This is a genomic window from Chryseobacterium sp. ON_d1 (assembly GCF_006829085.1).
GTDB lineage: Bacteria > Bacteroidota > Bacteroidia > Flavobacteriales > Weeksellaceae > Chryseobacterium.
In genome coordinates this window covers 238,487-257,314 of the sequence record NZ_BJTC01000004.1, presented here as the reverse complement: position 1 = coordinate 257,314, position 18,828 = coordinate 238,487, and the positions used below count along the sequence as shown (strand labels likewise).

The 18,828-nt window shown below is 35.3% G+C and carries 19 protein-coding genes; 2 read left to right on the top strand and 17 right to left on the bottom strand.

Annotated elements, in window-relative coordinates:
• Window positions 1-86: 86 nt before the first annotated feature.
• Window positions 87-584, top strand: a complete 498-nt coding sequence (locus CRS_RS08450) for a DinB family protein (RefSeq protein ID WP_142723613.1) — start codon at window positions 87-89, stop codon at window positions 582-584.
• 57 nt (window positions 585-641) lie between these two features.
• Here the strand turns inward: CRS_RS08450 and CRS_RS08445 are convergent, their stop codons facing one another.
• Entirely contained in the window at window positions 642-3,353 is a 2,712-nt protein-coding gene (locus CRS_RS08445; protein ID WP_142723612.1) for a carboxypeptidase regulatory-like domain-containing protein, read from the bottom strand.
• Between the two features lie 447 nt (window positions 3,354-3,800).
• On the opposite strand from CRS_RS08445, the gene CRS_RS08440 reads away from it, so the two are divergent.
• Entirely contained in the window at window positions 3,801-4,682 is an 882-nt protein-coding gene (locus CRS_RS08440) for a cupin-like domain-containing protein (protein WP_142723611.1), read from the top strand.
• A 52-nt stretch (window positions 4,683-4,734) separates the two neighbouring features.
• Here the strand turns inward: CRS_RS08440 and CRS_RS08435 are convergent, their stop codons facing one another.
• The 16 genes from CRS_RS08435 to CRS_RS08355 form a co-directional block, all read right to left on the bottom strand.
• Complete coding sequence (locus tag CRS_RS08435; RefSeq protein ID WP_142723610.1) at window positions 4,735-5,523, bottom strand: T9SS-dependent choice-of-anchor J family protein; 789 nt, start codon at window positions 5,521-5,523, stop codon at window positions 4,735-4,737.
• Window positions 5,524-5,622: 99 nt separating this feature from the next.
• Window positions 5,623-7,347 carry a hypothetical protein gene (locus CRS_RS08430; RefSeq protein ID WP_142723609.1) on the bottom strand — a complete coding sequence of 575 codons (1,725 nt, stop codon included), beginning with the start codon at window positions 7,345-7,347 and terminating at the stop codon, window positions 5,623-5,625.
• A gap of 152 nt (window positions 7,348-7,499) precedes the next feature.
• Window positions 7,500-8,228 (bottom strand): metallophosphoesterase family protein, encoded by a 729-nt coding sequence (locus tag CRS_RS08425; protein ID WP_142723608.1) that lies wholly within the window; start codon window positions 8,226-8,228, stop codon window positions 7,500-7,502.
• A 1-nt stretch (window position 8,229) separates the two neighbouring features.
• Window positions 8,230-8,772, bottom strand: coding sequence for an RNA 2'-phosphotransferase (locus tag CRS_RS08420; protein ID WP_142723607.1), 543 nt, complete (start codon window positions 8,770-8,772; stop codon window positions 8,230-8,232).
• On the bottom strand, window positions 8,769-9,740 hold the full coding sequence (locus tag CRS_RS08415; protein ID WP_142723606.1) for a hypothetical protein: 972 nt from the start codon (window positions 9,738-9,740) through the stop codon (window positions 8,769-8,771). The genes CRS_RS08420 and CRS_RS08415 overlap by 4 nt, the downstream gene beginning before the upstream one ends.
• Before the next feature lie 91 nt (window positions 9,741-9,831).
• A complete protein-coding gene (locus CRS_RS08410; protein ID WP_142723605.1) occupies window positions 9,832-10,788 on the bottom strand; it encodes an ADP-ribosylglycohydrolase family protein in 957 nt (318 codons plus the stop codon).
• The gene (locus tag CRS_RS08405; protein WP_142723604.1) at window positions 10,788-11,474 is read right to left on the bottom strand and encodes an NAD-dependent deacylase; all 687 of its coding nucleotides are present in this window, start codon (window positions 11,472-11,474) and stop codon (window positions 10,788-10,790) included. The genes CRS_RS08410 and CRS_RS08405 overlap by 1 nt, the downstream gene beginning before the upstream one ends.
• Window positions 11,471-12,511, bottom strand: coding sequence for a DUF2971 domain-containing protein (locus tag CRS_RS08400; RefSeq protein ID WP_142723603.1), 1,041 nt, complete (start codon window positions 12,509-12,511; stop codon window positions 11,471-11,473). Before CRS_RS08400 ends, CRS_RS08405 begins: the two co-directional genes overlap by 4 nt.
• 20 nt (window positions 12,512-12,531) lie before the next feature.
• Window positions 12,532-13,767 (bottom strand): TIGR02452 family protein, encoded by a 1,236-nt coding sequence (locus CRS_RS08395; RefSeq protein ID WP_228451212.1) that lies wholly within the window; start codon window positions 13,765-13,767, stop codon window positions 12,532-12,534.
• 92 nt (window positions 13,768-13,859) lie between these two features.
• Window positions 13,860-14,930 carry an adenylosuccinate synthetase gene (locus tag CRS_RS08385; protein WP_142723602.1) on the bottom strand — a complete coding sequence of 357 codons (1,071 nt, stop codon included), beginning with the start codon at window positions 14,928-14,930 and terminating at the stop codon, window positions 13,860-13,862.
• Window positions 14,931-14,994: 64 nt separating this feature from the next.
• Window positions 14,995-15,849 (bottom strand): hypothetical protein, encoded by an 855-nt coding sequence (locus CRS_RS08380; RefSeq protein WP_142723601.1) that lies wholly within the window; start codon window positions 15,847-15,849, stop codon window positions 14,995-14,997.
• Between the two features lie 2 nt (window positions 15,850-15,851).
• On the bottom strand, window positions 15,852-16,187 hold the full coding sequence (locus CRS_RS08375) for a hypothetical protein (protein ID WP_142723600.1): 336 nt from the start codon (window positions 16,185-16,187) through the stop codon (window positions 15,852-15,854).
• Window positions 16,188-16,237: 50 nt separating this feature from the next.
• Window positions 16,238-16,642 carry a hypothetical protein gene (locus CRS_RS08370; protein WP_142723599.1) on the bottom strand — a complete coding sequence of 135 codons (405 nt, stop codon included), beginning with the start codon at window positions 16,640-16,642 and terminating at the stop codon, window positions 16,238-16,240.
• Window positions 16,639-17,193 (bottom strand): 2OG-Fe(II) oxygenase, encoded by a 555-nt coding sequence (locus CRS_RS08365; RefSeq protein ID WP_142723598.1) that lies wholly within the window; start codon window positions 17,191-17,193, stop codon window positions 16,639-16,641. Before CRS_RS08365 ends, CRS_RS08370 begins: the two co-directional genes overlap by 4 nt.
• Before the next feature lie 28 nt (window positions 17,194-17,221).
• Complete coding sequence (locus tag CRS_RS08360; RefSeq protein ID WP_142723597.1) at window positions 17,222-17,764, bottom strand: NADAR family protein; 543 nt, start codon at window positions 17,762-17,764, stop codon at window positions 17,222-17,224.
• 329 nt (window positions 17,765-18,093) lie between these two features.
• On the bottom strand, window positions 18,094-18,789 hold the full coding sequence (locus tag CRS_RS08355; RefSeq protein WP_142723596.1) for an NUDIX domain-containing protein: 696 nt from the start codon (window positions 18,787-18,789) through the stop codon (window positions 18,094-18,096).
• Window positions 18,790-18,828 lie beyond the last annotated feature (39 nt).

Genomic DNA, 18,828 nt, shown 5'->3' with positions numbered 1-18,828 from the left:
TCTCTGATGACTGAAAAATTATGATTCTCTTAAAACATTTTCATTTTCAAAACGCTTATCTTTAAGTTTCTAAAAAACAAAATATTATGGATACCTTATCTCAATTAAAATCCGAACTGGAGGGAGAGTTCCAAACCACAAAAAAATTTATTGAACTGTTCCCTGAAGGGAAAAACGATTATGCTCCCCATGAAAAAAGCATGAAAATGATGCCTCTTGCCACCCACCTGGTAGAAGTTTTTGAATGGCCTAACACTATTTTAAAAACGTCTGAACTGGATTTTGCCAAAGGAGACTATAAACCTACTGTTCTTTCTACAAAAGCAGATCTCATGAAAAAACTGGAGGAAGATTATCAGTCAGCAAAAACAGCCCTGGAAAGCAGCAACGAAGAAGATCTGAATCCAAGCTGGACCATTAAAAATGACGGCCATGAACTGGCAAGCTGGAGCAAATACGGGGCAATACGACATGCTTTGAACCAGATTACCCATCACAGGGCTCAACTGGGAGTGTATTACAGACTGAACAACATTCCTTTGCCGGGAAGCTATGGGCCTTCAGCAGACCAGCAAAGTTTTTAATTTTAATATTTAAGTATATCTCAACAAAAAACCAATCCGGATGGATTGGTTTTTATTTTATTTAAAGTTGAATTTTACAGTAAACATCACTTGGCTAGGGCGGAGTTGCATAGTTGTCTGGGCAATAGTTGCATCCCCAACATTTATTTTTTCAAATACTTTTCTGTCTGCAATATTCATCCATTTTAATTCAAAATCGACTTTTTTCTTAGACCAGCTGAATTGGTAAGAAACATCAAAAAAACCATTGTTCAATTTTGTTTGCCCTAATTTTGAATTGATCTGATCCCAGTAAAAACCAATAGTATGATTTTCCAAAGGATAGAAAAATACATTTAAATTATGGGTATACCCCTCAGTTTTACCAAGGTCAGCCTGGATGATGTCATTACTTTGCTTATTCCATGATTTGGTCATATTGAAATCAACGCTCATCCACGAGAAGTAGGTATTATTGAATTTAAATCCTAATGTATTACCATTAGTTTTAGTATCAATAAGATCTGTATTTCTTATTGATTGAGATTTTGAGATGCTATTATTATAGCTGAATGATGCATTCGTCTTAAATTTCGGAAAATATTTTCCAATTTCTGCATATAAACTGTTGTTTGTTCTTTTGTTTTCTTTTTCTATATATTCAATTTCACTAAATCCTGATTCGTTAACTATGCTTGAAGCCAAAAGGTTATTTTTTGTATCACTTAGCCTATAGCCTACATTAAAAAATAGATTATTCAGCGGATTTCTGTATTCCAATCGTAATCCTCCATTTTTTGTATTGGTTTCAGGTATTGGATTTTTAGGGTTCATTTTATTAAATCCACCTGGACTTATTAAAATATATCCGGCATAAGCTGTTTGAATATCTCCAAAATTGTTACTGATTCCTCCATTCACGCTGGCTTTGAAGAATGAAGCAAATGAATATTGTGCAAAAATATTAGGAGTAAATGTTACTTTGCTCAAAGATTTCGAAACATTTCTGAAAGCATCTTCAGCTTTGATATTATTAAAATTAACAGGGAAACTTGAAAATAAGCTCCATGATTCAGATTTATAATTAATTCCCACCGAAGCAGATGGATTGATTCTCGTAAATTTCAAATCATTTTCGTAGTTTAATGTTGCAAAGTCTGGTTTATCATTAACTGTGCTTCCATCGAAATTTGTTATCAGTTTATCTGTTGAAAAGTCGAGTCCTACTTGCGGTGTAAAAGTCCAACCCTTAGAAGAGAAACTTATATTTGCAGAATGCGAAGTATCTAAAGATTTAATTCTGAAATATTGCAAAGCTGTGCTTCCTGGCGTAAATTTAATCGTAGTTAAATCTGTACTATTTGTTTCTTTGTAAGGAAACTGCAAATAATCGGCTGGAGAAATTTCTAGGGTCTGCTTATCATTCTGATAGCTGATATAAGATTTAAAATTTACCATTTTTTCCTTCCATGGAATAATGGTACTCAGAGAGTTCTGGAAAGATGTTGTGGGTGATTCCAAAGCTTCATTTCCTATCCTGTAACCATTTTTATCATTTCTTTCTGCAAAAGCCCTATCTCCATTCCAAAACTGTGAAAATGTAGTCGTATTTTTAAAGAATCCCTTTTTAGCGTTTTTTGTAAAGATCAATTCTCCTTTTAGTTTATCCGTATAAAAATTATTCAGGAACCTTGTTGTGTATTGCGTTCCCTGCTGGATATCTCTGGTAATACTGTTTGATTCTCTTTCCACTGCGTTATTAGTGTAGTTTGCATTGGCCTTAAGCTCCCATTCTTTCTTTTTATCAATGTTGGTAAGGTAATTTGCAGAAAGGTAATGAACACTGTTCATTAAATATCTTTTTACCGGAAGGTTAGGGGTCTCTGCATTCTCTACATTCAACCAGTTATTTTGAGAAATATTACTTCTTCTTCCTTCCCATGAGCTCCCGAATGCCAGGATATTTCCTTCATTTTCCACCTGCTCACCCATGTTATTGGTTTTATAATTGACTACCCATTGGCTTTTCTGTCCGAAAAACATTGGGGTCAGCTTTACATTCCAGAGCCACGGGTCTCCAAATCCGGTTCCTACTTCTCCTCTTCCCGTCATGGTTACAGAGTTCTTTAGCTTGATATTGATAGCCGCCTGATCTGAAGGCACTTTATCCTGAAGAATTTTTACCGGCTGGTGATTTTCCAGAACTTCTACTTTCTGTACTGCATCTTTGGGAAGAGAGTTGTTGATAGTGCCATAACCACCTTCCATAAGGTCTTTTCCGTTGACATAGAATTTATTGATGGCATTCCCCTGGTAAAGGATCGTACCATCGTTGTTCACTTCAATCCCCGGAATTTTTTTCATTACATCCGCAAGGGTTCTGTCATTTTTACTGTTGAATGCTTTAAGATCATAAGAAATGGTATCTCCTCTTGCTGTGATCATTTTCGTTTTCAGCTGTACTTCTTTGATTTCTGTAGCTTCCGACTGCATTTTGAAATTCAGGGTCTGATCACTGTTACTGATCTGTTTTGTAAGAGGTTTCTGATTAAATGCTTTCACCTTAAGATCCACATTGGATTCTGCAGAAGTAAATGTTACCTTGTACTCTCCCTTGGCATTGGTAATAGCATAAGCCAGAATGGCATCTTTCCCCGGCTCTTCTATCGTAACGCTGGCACTTGGTATTGCTACCCCATCATCATCCGTGATCTTTCCTGAGATCGTTTTCTGGGCGAAAGTAAGCACCGTAAAGAAAAGCATCAGAAATAAGGAAATATTTTTTTTCATACTTATTATTTGCTCAATTAGTTAATGGATATTGTTTTTTGTTACACTTTTTATAAAGATGAATTTTATAGATAAAAGTTAAACCTTTATCACTACAAACATAGTTATATTTTTTTACAATTTTCAGCTTTTAAAGTAACACCCTTATTTAAAATCAATTATGGACAAGTTATAAAATTGACTCAACTGATTATTTTTTCTTAAAAACTGTATTTGGCATATCAATTCCTCAAAAATGGGTGTCTTTCTATTTTTTAAAATCTGTAACAAAATCTATAGGCATTTTGTCTTATTGAGTAACAAAGGAACATGTTTAACGGTAATAGAAATTTTAATATTTTTATCTGTTCCAGATAGTAAAATCTGATTTGAATCATAGATTAAAAAAAAATTAAACACTGGTACATCAATATATATTTAATAATTTTGTAACATAAAATTTATAAAATGGGAATTATTTTAAAGCCTATAGATGTTGTAGATGACATTTCGAAAGAAGATTTCTACGAAAAATATCTGAAGCCAAGAAGGCCCGTTGTCATCAAAAATATGGCAAAAAAATGGCCTGCTTATCAAAAATGGACGATGGAATATATGAAGGAGGTTGTAGGAGATGTAGAGGTCCCGCTATATGACAGCTCAAAGGCAGACCCTTCTGCTCCCATCAATGCATCTGCAGCAAAAATGAAGTTTGGAGATTATATAGATCTTATACAAAGAGAGCCTACTGATCTCAGAATCTTTCTTTTCGACCCTATAAAATATGCTCCGAAACTTCTTGAAGATTATATTTCTCCTAAAGAGTTAATGGGAGGCTTTCTTGATAAATATCCAAACATGTTCTTTGGAGGTAAAGGATCAGTAACGTTCCTTCACTTCGATATTGATATGGCTCATATTTTCCATACTCACTTCAACGGAAGAAAGCATATTCTTCTTTTTGACTATAAATGGAAAGAAAGGCTTTACCAGATTCCGTATGCAACCTATGCACTGGAAGATTATGATATTGAAAATCCTGATTTTACCAAATTCCCGGCACTGGATGGTGTAGAAGGAATTGAATGTTATCTTGAGCATGGAGATACTTTATTCATGCCTACCGGATGGTGGCACTGGATGAAATATCTGGACGGAAGTTTCTCTATTTCTTTGAGAGCATGGGACAAATCATGGGCAGTAAAAGCTCATTCTTTATGGAATCTTACTGTACAGCGTAAATTTGACGATGTTATGAAATCACAGTTTAAAAGTAAATACATGGACTGGAAAGAAAAGCTTGCCATTGAAAGGGCAGAAATTGCTTTAAAAAGAGGTTTACCAAAATAAATAAAAAGACGTTTCAGATGAAACGTCTTTTTTAATTCTATTATAAAAAGTTTTATTTCTTAATAATTTTATAGCCTTTTTCAGTCTCTCTATCTTTGACCTTTACTATATAATTTCCTGCAGCCAGTTCGCTTACGTTTACCGTTCCGTTTTCTGAGCTCATCATTTCTTTCTTCACTAGTTTTCCATTAAAATCATAGATATTGATTTCAGATATCTTCGTTTTATTTTTGATATATAAGATATCTTTTACCGGATTTGGATAGATAGATGCCCGGCTGTTATCCGCTTTTGCATCAGAAACCGATAGACTGTTTGCTGAAATCTGAAAATCATCTATCCCGATAAACCAGATATCGGTTGTAGTGGAATGAAAAGCAATGTAAATAGTTTGTCCTACATAAGGGGTCAGATCATAGGTATACTGATTCCATGAAGTAGGAGGCTTTACTGCGGCAGCAAGCGTATTGGTAAGTCCTGCAACGGTAGGAGTTGTTGTTGAGATTTTTACATCCACTGTCTCTGCAAGTCCGGCTCCTCTGTTTCTTGCCCAGAAAGTAAGCTTATCCGATACTCCTGCAGTCACTACTATAGCGGGACTAATGACATAATCATCATGGGCAGTACTGCCATATTCTAATCCCAGAAAGTGTGTTCCTGAATGAGGTGCGTTGAATGAAGAATCATAGGAAGTCCAGGTTTCCCAGGTTCCGGGATCTCCTCCATTAATTACCGTCCAGTCGGCAGGCATTGTTGCCGAATCAAAACTTTGAGAATATTGTGCCAGCAGACCTATTGGTACAAAGCACAGCAATGTTACGAATTGATAAATTTGTTTCATAGTGTTTTGTTTTGAATACTAATTTAATAAAAAAACTAACACATTGATTAACAAATCACTATAAAAAATAAAATAATCTGACTTTTTATGAGTAATTCTCTACAATACCCTATAAACAGGATATTGTCTGAAAGTCTTTTCTTCAAAGTAAGGGGAATGTCTGTACACCCAATCTAATTGTGCATCTCCATCTTCGGAGAGTTTTTTATCAGATGATTTTGCTGCTTCAAAGGCTTCTTTCAGTTTTTGATCTTTTTTCAGCAGTTCAGCAGCCGTGTCTTCAAAAATATAGGCAGAATAATATTCTTTCTGGGCTAAAATTCCATCAAAGAAATTCCAGTTAAAAAAAGAGTCTAATGCCTCAGGTTCAAGGGTTTCTATGATATATTTCACACCAGGCTGACTGGTAGAAACCAGATAATCTCCGGCTGAAAACATTATATTCTTTTTTGAAGCATTGACTGTGGTTTCAAAATGCAGATAATGCCCTTCATAAGGATTTTTAACGGTCTTGAAATCTTTGATTTTATAGGATTCAACGGACAAAGTACTATCTTTCTGAATCGGTTTCAACTGAATATTATTTCTTTTAAATTCTTCAATCACACGGTACTGTGACTGCGGAATCACATAATATTTCGGAATGGTTATATACCCCGTCGGAACAGCTGTTGTAAAGAGCTTTATATTTTTTGTAAAAGGCTTGTCTCTGTCATAATACAGTCTTGGTTTCCCGGAAATTTCACTTGGTTTATATTTCCCTTCGTAGCCTTTAAAATCCATCGTAGAAAACTTTGTAGAATCAATTTTCCAGCGGATTCCGTATTGTTTTCCGGCCTGGTACTGTTTTAAATTTTCAATGCGAAGCTGTTTTATTTTCTGATAGTCCTTATCTAAATTCTGCAGATTCACCAGCATATATTTGTAAGTAGCGTCCACCCTTTTGTCGTAAGGCTTCAGCATATGGGTTTCGGGAACGGTTCCTAAAGAATTGAAAAGGGAGGCATATCCTGTGGAATATCTCGGAGAATCTTCAAATGACGCAAATCCTACTTCGGGAACATCACCATGAATATTTACATAAGGAGTACTTTCATAGCCCAGTTTTTTCATATCCTCAAGATTTTTAGGCTGATAATCATTATAAAAATAATTTCCAAGAGTGTTTCCAAGACGTTCTTTAAAGGTAGAAATATAAGTAAAAGTATACTGATAGTCTGCTCCGTTACTGACATGATTATCAATAAAAACATCCGGTTTCAGCCATTGGTAGATTTCCTGAAAGCTTCTGGCATTTTTGGAATCTGCTTTAATGAAGTCCCTGTTCAGATCATAATTCCTTGCATTTCCTCTGAAACCATACTGCTCCGGCCCATTCTGATTGGCTCTGGAGTAAGAACCTCTGTTAAGCATTCCACTGATATTGTAAGCGGAAATAGCCGCAACAATAAAGTTCTGCGGAGTTTTGATCCTCTTAGTGGCAAGATCTCTCATCAGCATCATGGTAGCATCTATTCCATCCGGTTCCCCAGGGTGAATTCCATTGTTCACAAAGAGAATGGCTTTGGTTTTTCTTAATTTTTCAAGGTCTTTTTCAGCAAAAGGATTATAAACGACAACATAAACTGGTTTTCCATTATCATCTTCTCCTTTTTTAAGGTATTGAATGGTATTGAAGTTTTTAGCCAGATCCCGGTAGTAGCTGTTCATTTCATCATAGGTAACGGTCTGGTTACCATTTCCTTTTTCAAAAGGGGTCTGAAATGATTTCTGTGCAAAAAATAAGGTAGAGCTTAGCGTGAATAAAAGATATTTCAGTTTCATTGAAGTCATATTTTCAGACTTTAAAAGTAGTTATCTTTTGTGAGAAATAGGAATGTGTTGACAGGCAAAATTGCGAAAAAGTGAAAATGCAAAATTACTTTAAAATAGAAACCTAACAGGTTTTGAAAACCTGTTAGGTGTTCTTGATAGTATTAATTTCTACCCTTTTCTTTAGGATATAAGGAGGGAAGCGGATCACTTTGCCAGAATTCTTTAGTATTAATATCCATGATGGATAAGGCTCCGGTATAAGCTGCTCCGGTATCCATATTCCAGACGTTAGCTTTGTTGGCCGGGACTGTAATTCCGATATCAAGAGTCGGCGTATGCCCGATGAATATTTCTGAGTACAAAAGCAATCTTTTGGGATATAATGCTGAGTTTTTCAACAGCTTTTTATCCATTGCCACGGCGGTTTCCCAAAGGGTTCTGTCCCAACGGTAATTGCTGGAATAGACTTCTTTTTCCGGTCCGTGCATCGAAGAATATCCGGCATGAATAAACAGTCGATTCTGATCATCAATATGGTAATTTTTCATCCTTTGAAAGAATTTGAGATGACTATCTAAATCTTCAAGTGAATAATCTGCATAACTTTCTACGGTGCCTTTCCCTCCATTGAAAAGCCACACATCAGGTTTTTGTCCCACTTCAAGCCAGTCTTCGCACCATGCATCATGATTTCCTTTAATGAAAATACATTCCTGCTGCTGGGACAGCTCTGTTAAAAACTGTATGATTTTGGAAGATTCGCTCCATCCGTCTACATAATCTCCGAGGAAGATCAGTTGATCATCAGGTGTTACTGTTGCTCTTTCGAGAACCTGCTGTAAAGCTTTAAATCCCCCATGAATGTCACCTATTACTAATGTTCGGCTCATTTTACTTAGAAATATATTTTACATCAACAAAATCCGTAAGCCATACTCCATTTGCAGACTGGTAGAAAGAGAATCCTTCCTGATACATTGTTCCGGTTCTGATGGTCAAAATCACAGGTTTACCATGTCTCATCCCCACCTTTGCAGCAGTCTCTTTATCAGCACTTAAGTGTACATGCTGACGGGTCCTTTTTTCAATTCCTTTTTCTAAAATAGAAGCAATATTAGCTTCTGCTGTTCCATGGTACAGAAATTCCGGAGGCTGTCTGGCTTCCAAAGCCAGGTCAATATCAATAGAATGCCCCTGGCTGGCTCTGATCATTGTTTTATCTTCATTAAAAGCAAAACGCTTTTTATTGTTCGTTTCTACCACCTCATCCAGTTCTTCGGGAGTAAAATATATTCTCCTCTTTGCTGATTTTGCTCTCAGCTCTTCCACATTTGCCCAACCGTTTTCATCCAGTGTAAGGCCTATACTTTCCGGCTGATGCCGTAGGATCAGGCTTAAAAATTTACTTATTTTTTTCTTTTCTATTTCGTTCATGGTTGGTGTTTTAATTTTTCAATAAGATTTCTTACATTAAAATAGTCCTCACTTAACTGATTATAAATAAGTCTTTCATCGTTTGATATTTTTGCCAAAAGTCTTTTCTGTTCATAATAATTACGTTCAAAATCTTCATCGTCAGAATCTTTTTTATCTTCCATTTCTAAATATAATCTGATATCGTCTTCATCAAGATTATATGAAAGCAATTGCTCTTTTATATAGTTATTCCAAAAAGAATTCTCTTCATATTGCTCCTTTTTCAGTTCCGCAATTTTATTTTTACTTTCATCTGTTATCAGACAGCAATTCAGTTTTCTCCATAATAAGTCTTCAATACTACCTTCTCCAAATTCTCCTCTATTTACCATATAATGTGGATTATAATTATTGAGATATTGTAGAAAATTTTTATTTTTATTGGGATAAATGAATACGTTCCTAAGATACATTCCTAGGCCGAAAAGACTATCCATATCATCGAACTTTGAAGCTAGTGATTTATTCTTGATTTCATTGATTTGACCTTCATTCAGTTCTTCATTGATTAAAAAATCAACGGCTTCTTCAACTGTATTTATTCTTGATCGCTTTTCATCATAATATTGAATTGAAATTTCTTCTTCAGTTGATTCTGTTATATCATTTTCATCAAAATTTTGTTCAAAATAATCATAAGCAATAATTTCTCTGTTATTGGTATGCAGATAGGTCTTTAATCTGAATTCGAAGAACCTTTTTTCTTTCTCCAATATTCTTATGCTATTCTGGCTAAGTTCAATGTTTTTTCCGCCAATTTCAATTATCTTAATTTTATCTTTAATCAAACAATTAATCCTATCTAATTTATTACTATTATCAATAATTAATTTCCCTTCATTAAGCGTAGTAAGATTCAATATTTTTTTTTCTTCTGTTTCAAACTTTACAATAAATTGCAACTGTTCTTCACTTGTTTCCGACATTTTCCTAGTATAAAAATACAATGGGAAATGAGACGGAAATTTTTTAAAATTATTCGTTGCAATTTCAAACAGTTCCTGTTCTGAAATAAATTTATAAAGGGTTATCAATGTTATATAATTTTTTAGCCAATTTTTTGCACAATTCTTCGATATCATCCTTTCTCACCAGCTCAGAAACCCATTCCTGAGGAATATTTTCATATCCGTAATAAATTCCGGCTATTCCTCCGGTGATTGCTCCGGTAGTATCTGTATCTTCTCCGAGATTGACTGCTTTTAAAACCGCTTCAGCATAGCTTTCCGAGTTTAAAAAACACCATAAAGAGGCTTCCAGGCTGTGAAGGACATAACCGCCGCTACTGATTTCATCTTCAGCATATCCGGAAATATCATTTTTTAAAACCCTGTTGAAAAGTTCAATTTCTTTTGGATTAAAACCCTGTTCATCAGCATATTTCAAAGTGATATTCTGTGTTTGCCCATATGCTTCTTTTTTATTCTTTCCTTTCAACAGTTGAATAGCAAAAATCACATAGATGAAACAGGCAAAAACAGAACGGAAATGCCCGTGAGTTATTGCGGAAACCTCTTTTACCGTCAGATAAAGCTTCTGAATATCATCTTCTTTTTCGAGATAAAAAGCAAGGGGAAGGATTCTCATCAAAGAACCATTTCCGTTATCTTCTTCAAAAATATTTCCTGAAAATCGGGCACTCTCACCTTTGATTAATCTCGCCAGAGAATGCCTTGTCGTTCCACCAATGTCAAAAAGCCTTCCATGAGCAGTCCAGTGACCGTATTTATTCCATTTTACAAAACTATGCCCGATTTTTTCCAGATCATATCTTTTGGAAAGTTCATCCGCAAGGCAAAGCGTAAGAGAGCTGTCATCACTCCAGGTTCCTTTGGGCTGGTTCCAGGACATGTATTCCAGCATTTTTGTTACCGGAAAACGTTTTAAATCTTCTCTACTTTTAAATTCCACCGGAACCCCAAGAGCGTCTCCTATACAAACACCCATAATTCCTGCTTTTATTTTATTTTCCATCAGGCAAGGTTGACCAGTTTATCAAACAACAGTTTCATTCCCTGTGTTGCGGTTTCTTTCATTACAACAGCTCTCTGTCCGTAACCAAATCCTGTTTCATTAGGGTTGATCACAATTAAAAGACAGTCGTCTTTGATATCATGAATCAGCCCGGCTGCCGGATATACCTGCAGAGAAGTTCCTATTACCAGTAAAATATCCGATTCTTTTACGATTTCTCTTGCCGTCTGATATAAAGGAACATCTTCTCCGAACCAAACGATAAAAGGTCTTAACTGCGCTCCATCTTCTGCTTTGTCGCCGATATTGATATCCCCTTTTTGCTCATAAATCAGACTTTTATTGTTGCACGAACAAGATTTGAACAGCTCTCCATGGATATGAAGAATGTTGGTGGATCCTGCTCTTTCGTGAAGGTCATCAATATTCTGGGTAATAATCTGAACATCAAAATGTTTTTCCAGTTCTGCCAATAATTGATGCGCTTCGTTGGGCTGTACTTCATGAAGCTGGCGTCTTCTCTGGTTGTAAAACTCCAGGACCAACGCTCTGTCTTTTCTCCATCCTTCCGGACTGGCTACATCCGTTACATTATGATTTTCCCAAAGACCGTCTCCGTCTCTGAAGGTTTTTATTCCGCTTTCGGCACTGATTCCGGCACCGCTTAATATGGTTAGTTTTTTCATCTTTTATTTATAATTTCATTATAATGAAAATCTTTATAAGGATTATTGATACCTGCTTCTTCCCAATCGTCACAAACAGTAATTATTGAATTAGCGTAATTAATATACTGTTCATCATTTTTAGGATAAATATCTATTAAAGATTCTACCTCTTTATTATCAAAAATATAAAGACTATTATTCTCTTTAATTAAAAAAGCTTCTCTAAATGCTAAAATAAATTCTTTAATATCTAGTTCATTTTTGTTACCCTTATAAAAAATATAATATGATTCATGAGATACATTAATTCTATGTTGCAATATTTCAAAATCGAATTTATTTATATTATGCTTTAGTTTTCTTTTAGTCTCATTTATTAGTCTAAAATCTAATTCAAAATTAGAAGGAAAAACTTCATAAAATTTCACATCATCATTCTCGAAAAGTTTGTAAAAATCCTGCTTTATTTTTTCTGGCGTTTTAACTCCAAAATAAATCCCCGTAATAGCTGAGCGATGAATTTTTTTTATCCCATACTTATCAAAGATTAAGCGAATTTCTTTTTCATGCTGCCAAGCAGACTTCTTAGTAGCAAACATCTTTCTTATAAAGCCATCTTGTAAATTTATAAGATCCTCAATTCCCAAAGTTGGAATATTATCTATATAATCAATTTGAAATTGATATTGAAAATCAAAATTTTGCCCTTTATCAACTAATTTATCTAAATCATATTCTATACAGTATCCAAAATATGAACTAGCATAATAAGCCCATAATTGCTCATTCAAAAAATCTGTACTTAAACAATAAACTCCAATTTCTTCTTTAAAATTTAAAACTTCATGAAATTGTTTTTCTAGATTTTCCAATTCACTATATGGAAATAATTTTTTCAAAAGATCTATGACTTGGGATATTTCCTCATTAAAATAAATATCAAACGGATCATTCAACATGCTATAGTTTGATGAGTAAAAAGAATTGGTACTTATAGTTTCAAAATCTCTTTTAAAAATATCTTCTTCTATTGATCTATATTTATAAACTTTCATGATAATTATCTTCTTTTTTATTACAAAACAATTTCTTCAAAAGGTTTCAGCATTTCTTCTTTCCTGGTAAGCACTGCAAAAACCACTCTTTTAAATTTATTCTTATATTTCCCCTGAAGATGTTTTTTAAACAATCCTGCAATTTCTTTTGGATCATTCTTAAATACTCCACAGCCCCATGCTCCTAAAATTAAGACCTCATTTCCTTTATGCAATGCAAGAGAAAGCATTTTATCCATCCTCACATCCATTGCACTAAGAATTTCATGTGCCCTTTCCGGTTCCTGGCGTTTTACCACACCTGCATTGACTGCCGGAGAAGTAATGAAATTGCACAGGACAGGCTTAGGAAGCAATTCTCCTTTATCTTTCCTGAAGACTGGAACCTTAGGACTGTAAATCATTGTATCCGTATAAAAACACGATTCCATTGCCCGGTGAATTGTATAATAATCCCATGCCTGAAGTAAGCTTTCATATAAACCAGAAGTTCTTGCCAGACTTTCTTCCTGTGCTTCCGCTCCGTTGATAAATCCACCTCCAGGATTTTTTGCCGAAGCGAAGTTCAGACACATGAGTTTTTCCTGGTTTTCTTCTTCAGCCAATTCTAAAATTGCTTTTAAAGAACTGCAGTTTCTTGTTTCAAACTGTGTTTCGAAAGTATTTTCCGGCATTGAGGATTCTGCCATTTCTGAAAGTTGTTCCTGAGTGAAAAGAACCGTTTCTTTTTTACTGATTTCCAGCTCGTTTTCTATATTTATTTTCTCGTTATGTTCGTTGATATAATATTTTTTGGCAAGGATATCTAAAGTATCTTTTGCCATTCCTTTATTGGTCATAGTTAGTTTTTTAATGTTCAACATCAGCTCTTCCAGTCCAGTATTTCCGGCTTTCTTAAAATCATCTCCTATAAATACTTTGGTTACCTTGATATCTCCTACAATCGCCTCATTAAAGCTTTTCAGCTCTTCAGAAGGGACCCATAATTCATTGTGGTTCCTGGCTCCAACATTCTGTGCAGGATAATTATCCGCGATTTCTTCCAACACCTCAAACCTGGTTACAAAACCAAGATAATTTCCTGCTTCGTCTCTGGTATTCCATTTTTCAGCAATCTCAGAAGCATATTCTTCGTTAAGAACCGGATAAAAAATGGGCTGCCAATCTAATCTGGGAGGAAATTTTTTAAATCCGCTTTCCATAATCAATATCATTTCTTTTTCTCCTACTGGTCTATATAATGTTGTTGTTTTCATGGTTATTATTTTTCAATCATTAATCATTCTCTATCCTATCATTCAATATAAAACTAATGCTTTTTTATCTTATTCCTGATTCCCTTTTGAAATTAAAAAATCTGTTTAAAATCTTTTGAATACGGAGAATAGGATCCGTAAACAGCATTAAATTCAACACTCAAGTTTTCTAATTTAAATTGCTCATCAATCTGATCCAGACAGGTAACAACTAAATTCTTTTTAGTCGGAAATACATATGCTCCATCCAGCTTTAAGGCATAATTAAGCAGTTTGTAATCTATTTCCCCGGTTCTGAATTCTTTCTGATACTCATTAAATGTACAGGTTTCTTCTTCATTGTTTCTCAGGTTCATTTCCTTTTCATTGCTCATCCAGCCGTTTCCATGACGGGTTGCATAACTTCTGGTCACATAATACATTTCAATATCTTCAATCTTTAAAAGCTTACAAATCTCACAGGCATTTTTTGAAGTCGTATGCGCATAAGTCACATTGGGAAAAACGCCATGATCCATATCGAGTAAAATACCCTGGCTTCCTTCAAAAATAAGATGATTGAATGAAGCCAACCAGGTATAATCATTTATTCTCCAATCAATACTATCAATAGCTTCTAAAAAAGGCTGTAAAAGTTCACTGATCTCGTTTTCATCTGTAAAGCCATAATAATAGGCTATTCCTTTCAGCTTTTCCATCAGCATTTCTCCGGGTGAAATCAGGTCTATAGCAAACAGTTTATAGGGACTTTCATTTCTTTTCATGGTGGCTCCTACTCCTTTTCCGCAGGTTCCGTGTTCGAGGTTTCTTGCATTCGTTCTGTTCTGCCATACATCAAAAGGAGTCGTAACTTTCGCCAGTGGATGAATATGGACCTCAATATTTCCATTCTTTGCTTTTAATTCTTCTCTTTCATTGAGCAGAAAAACCGGATGGATGGTACAATGCTCCGTGAAATAAGAAGGCAGACCACGAAGTGCACCACTCGCAAAACTGGAATGCACATGTTTTCTATCATCAATCATCACGGTATGTGCTGCCTGCTGGCCTCCGGAAAACCTGATCACAATGGTCTCCGGATTCTGAGAAGCCAGGAAATCTGTAGTAATTCCTTTTCCTTCATCACCAAAACCAAGTCCTATTACTATTTGTGCCTTTTTCATGACTTTTATTTTTTTTAATCTTTTGTCTCTGTCATTCCTATTTGCTCATGACATTGACAGATTTTTAAAGCATTTGAAACTGATCTAACCCTCCTGTTCCCGTTGTTCCGAAACTTTGATTTTTAAACTTATCACAGATAATGTTTTTAATAACATTCGGAATTTCTCTGTGATCTGTTATAGATACACAATTTTGTCCTAATAATTCTTTCCAGCCCCTGTCCGCTCTCAATGCCTGATCGGAATGCAAAACACTGATGTGGTATACTTCATATTTTTTCTTTGCCTCTTCCAGCAGCTCAGAATGGGTGTAGGTTTGCTGCCCTTTTCCCATAATTTCCCTGATAGCAGATGCGGAAAGTGTTTTTAAACAAGGTTCATCACCTACAGTAAACAGTAATCCTTTCTGACCTCTTTTTTCAAAAGCATCTGTTCTCGTATGAAATGCAGCAAAATACCATGCTAACAGATAGCTTTCACCAGCATTTCCGCCACCGCCTGACTCAATATAAGTGCGCGTAAGCCACATATCCAGTTCTGCATCTCCGGATTCAAACTGCCCTACCTGAAGTGGGTAGTCATCACATTCATGATCCCCGATTCCAAGGAACAATAAGGCCGGATCGGGAACGCCTCCCTGAATAATTCCGCCCATCAGCTTAGGCAATCCATCTCTGATCAGTTCATGAGGAATATGCCCCATACTTCCGGTAACATCCAGCCCTAAAATAATCGGAACCGAGTTAGGGTGAACTTCTGAGTCTCTGGATTCCCTGAAAGAAATTCCGTGAGGATTCATGGATTCATGAGCCATTCTTTTGGCATTCTGGGTAAAAATCTCACCCGCGGATTTGGTTCCGTAACCTGCTTTTCTTGCTCTGTCATAACGAGCGTCTAAATCGTATCTTGTACTTCCCATGACTACAGTGTTTTTCCAAATAAATATTCAAATCTCTTTTGGGTTACTTCGAGCTGAATATTCAGATTTCTGATTGTTAATGATAATTCCATGTCTTTCTGAACGAATACTTCGGGATTGAAATCCGCAAAAGTCAGACTGTTTCTGTCTAAAGGACTGATATCAATAAGCCCTTCCTGTTCACGCTCGAGTCTTTTGATTTTTAATTCAATATCTTCAACTCTTCGTCTATAGATCAATTCGGAATCTGCTCCGATGATCCTTGCCCGGTCTTCTCTGATCTGATCATTATTTCTTTGTAATGATTCGATAAATCTGGGTTTTAATTCATCTTCCATAATCAATATCCTTTTGTGTTTTTATTACGCAAAAAAGAGAAAGCATAGTTTTATATTTTTATTTTTCCTAAATCAAAGCATGCTTTAATGTTCTGCAGAGTTCCACTTTTCCTTCTCTCATCAGAATTGAAATCAATGCCTAAGAAATGAGTGCACATTGTCATGGCATATTGATCTCTTTCTTTATCCGTCTGAAATCCTCCAATTGTTTTCCAATTTCCAGCCTGACAATTGAATCTATTTACGAAATATCTAGGTTTCTCTCCTATATGAAGTATGGTAACATTAGAGGTCTTATCTTTTAAAAATTCCATCATTAAGGTATCTGTACCATTAAAATCTCCGATAAGAAATTCGCACTTTGACCAATCAAATTGTTTGATAGGTTCTATATAAAACTGATGGAAATTATCCCACGATATATTTCCGTTCCCAAAAACATATATCTTTTTCATGGTCTTTTTCTTAAATACATTACATCTGTTCTCAACACATATTTCTGCCCGCTGATCAAAGTCTTTCCTTCATGTCTCAGGGGATGATAAAAAATAAGAGCGGTTCCTTTCTTTGGAGCTACAGTAAATAAGTTCTCAAATTCTGTTTCTCCACCTTCAAAATCATCATTCAGATAAATCATAAAGGTGTAAAAGCTTTTTTCATTTTCATTCCGTATATAACTTCCATCTCTGTGCATTTTAAACTGCTGTCCGGGCGCATATTTATAAATCCTGAGCATTTCATTAAAGTTAAGGACCTTGTATGCATCCTGTTCCTGAGGCAGAAACTCTACAGCCTTGTTAAAAAGCTCTTCAGCTATTGTTGTATCAAAGATCATCAATCGGTCATTATTTCTGATTCCTTTATTCATCTGCTGGCGGCCGAATACATTGATCTTGGCCTCTTCAAAAACTTTCTCCTGCGAAAGACTGATATAATGATCACATTCTGCTTCGGTCAGAAAATCTTCAATCAGAAATATCTGTGGGTGCAGTTCTATTTTTTCCATAATTAATATTTTGTGCCTGGATGTGTTTTTACCTTCTTAATTCATCTCTGACTTCCATCAAAGCAAATCCTAACAGGTTTTCTCCGTTCCATAGTAAAGGATTTTCTGATCTGCTGTCCGTTTCCAGCATTCCGATACCCCAGATTCTGTCATAAGGACTTGCCTCTACCAGAACTTTATCTCCAGTTGATAAAAGAAAGTCTTTAAATTTCTGATTTTGCGAGAATTTTAAAAGATTTCCCTGGGTTACAATTTCATATTTATGTTCATCCCAGCGTTTCGGGTCAAAGTTTTTTACTTTCCTGCCTAAGGCTTTTGCCTGATTAGGAGTATTTGCCTTTAAAATTTCCTCTTCTGTTTCAGGGTCATTAAATAATCTGGCCTTCCCTGCCATCATATAATGTTCTGCAGTCTTATAGATGATCCCGTTTTCTTCAAATTTTCCGGGAAACCATTGGCTGAAGCATGATTTGGTCACAATATCCTTTGCCGTGTGCCCCCAGAAAAAGAGATATTTTATCTTTTCCTTTTTTTGAAAGCGTTCTGTAATATTTTGTATGGTGTATTTCATGATTGCGTTATTTTGACACAAATTTAAAATAATATCAGTCTTTGCACCAAATTTATTTGTGTTAATTTTACGCTAATAAATATAATAAATTGATTTTCAGGGATAAAAATTTAATTCCAATCAACACGAATAACACAAATTTTGATCACAAATGACACAAATTTGATTCGTTTAGGCTGAAGCCAATGGAATGATATGGTATAAAAAAACGGGCTAAAGCCCGTTCTTATTGAATGTTTTCAATTGATATTTTATACTGTGGCTTCAAGAATGTCATAAATATTAGTGGATATTTGTGCAAAACATTTGTGAAGTTTGTGTTTAGAAATCTATTTAATTTCGAAATAAAAGCCCTGCTCTTCAAGCTCTTTATACTTTTCCTTATTGAAAGTAAAAAGTTTTCCGGGTCTGCCGCTGCCTTCTTTTTTAACGTTGTTGGTTTCGTTAAGCAGACCGTAGCTCATAATTTTCTTACGGAAGTTTCTTCTGTCGATTTCCTGCCCCACAATGGTTTTATAAAGGTTTTCAAGATCAGAAAAAGGGAATTCTTCATTGAGAAGATTGAAGCCGATCGGCTGATACTGAATTTTTGTACGAAGTCTTTTTAAGGCAGTATCAATGATCGTTTTGTGGTCGAAAGCCAAAGAAGGGAGTTTATTAATACTGAACCATTGTGCATCTTCGGCATCAGAGTCTGCAAAAAGTTCATGATAAGACGGGTTCACAAGCCCAAGATAAGCTACAGAAACCACTCTGTTTCTTGGATCGCGCCCCAGATTACCAAATGTGTACAGTTGTTCCAGAAAATCGGGTTTTATACCTGCCTCTTCATACAGTTCTCTTTTTACTGCATCATCTACACTCTCATCATCAAGAACAAGTCCTCCCGGTAGAGCCCATCCTCCCTTAAAAGGTTCAATATTTCTTTTAATCAGAAGAATCTGAAGGTCTTTTTTATCAAAATATCCGAAGATGACAGCATCTACAGCCACTTTTATATCCTGTAATTTTTTTGGAGACTCCATAAATTGATTTGCGTTATGAATACACAAAGTTACGATTTA

What these genes read in the sequence shown, in the direction of transcription:
- CRS_RS08440 (WP_142723611.1), top strand. Translation starts at nt 3,801, where the DNA reads ATGGGAATTATTTTAAAGCCTATAGATGTTGTAGATGACATTTCGAAA.
- CRS_RS08415 (WP_142723606.1), bottom strand. Translation starts at nt 9,740, where the DNA reads ATGTCGGAAACAAGTGAAGAACAGTTGCAATTTATTGTAAAGTTTGAA.
- CRS_RS08355 (WP_142723596.1), bottom strand. Translation starts at nt 18,789, where the DNA reads ATGGAGTCTCCAAAAAAATTACAGGATATAAAAGTGGCTGTAGATGCT.
- CRS_RS08410 (WP_142723605.1), bottom strand. Translation starts at nt 10,788, where the DNA reads ATGGAAAATAAAATAAAAGCAGGAATTATGGGTGTTTGTATAGGAGAC.
- CRS_RS08435 (WP_142723610.1), bottom strand. Translation starts at nt 5,523, where the DNA reads ATGAAACAAATTTATCAATTCGTAACATTGCTGTGCTTTGTACCAATA.
- CRS_RS08380 (WP_142723601.1), bottom strand. Translation starts at nt 15,849, where the DNA reads ATGGGAAGTACAAGATACGATTTAGACGCTCGTTATGACAGAGCAAGA.
- CRS_RS08405 (WP_142723604.1), bottom strand. Translation starts at nt 11,474, where the DNA reads ATGAAAAAACTAACCATATTAAGCGGTGCCGGAATCAGTGCCGAAAGC.
- CRS_RS08420 (WP_142723607.1), bottom strand. Translation starts at nt 8,772, where the DNA reads ATGAACGAAATAGAAAAGAAAAAAATAAGTAAATTTTTAAGCCTGATC.
- CRS_RS08430 (WP_142723609.1), bottom strand. Translation starts at nt 7,347, where the DNA reads ATGAAACTGAAATATCTTTTATTCACGCTAAGCTCTACCTTATTTTTT.
- CRS_RS08400 (WP_142723603.1), bottom strand. Translation starts at nt 12,511, where the DNA reads ATGAAAGTTTATAAATATAGATCAATAGAAGAAGATATTTTTAAAAGA.
- CRS_RS08365 (WP_142723598.1), bottom strand. Translation starts at nt 17,193, where the DNA reads ATGGAAAAAATAGAACTGCACCCACAGATATTTCTGATTGAAGATTTT.
- CRS_RS08375 (WP_142723600.1), bottom strand. Translation starts at nt 16,187, where the DNA reads ATGGAAGATGAATTAAAACCCAGATTTATCGAATCATTACAAAGAAAT.
- CRS_RS08370 (WP_142723599.1), bottom strand. Translation starts at nt 16,642, where the DNA reads ATGAAAAAGATATATGTTTTTGGGAACGGAAATATATCGTGGGATAAT.
- CRS_RS08425 (WP_142723608.1), bottom strand. Translation starts at nt 8,228, where the DNA reads ATGAGCCGAACATTAGTAATAGGTGACATTCATGGGGGATTTAAAGCT.
- CRS_RS08395 (WP_228451212.1), bottom strand. Translation starts at nt 13,767, where the DNA reads ATGAAAACAACAACATTATATAGACCAGTAGGAGAAAAAGAAATGATA.
- CRS_RS08360 (WP_142723597.1), bottom strand. Translation starts at nt 17,764, where the DNA reads ATGAAATACACCATACAAAATATTACAGAACGCTTTCAAAAAAAGGAA.
- CRS_RS08385 (WP_142723602.1), bottom strand. Translation starts at nt 14,930, where the DNA reads ATGAAAAAGGCACAAATAGTAATAGGACTTGGTTTTGGTGATGAAGGA.
- CRS_RS08445 (WP_142723612.1), bottom strand. Translation starts at nt 3,353, where the DNA reads ATGAAAAAAAATATTTCCTTATTTCTGATGCTTTTCTTTACGGTGCTT.
- CRS_RS08450 (WP_142723613.1), top strand. Translation starts at nt 87, where the DNA reads ATGGATACCTTATCTCAATTAAAATCCGAACTGGAGGGAGAGTTCCAA.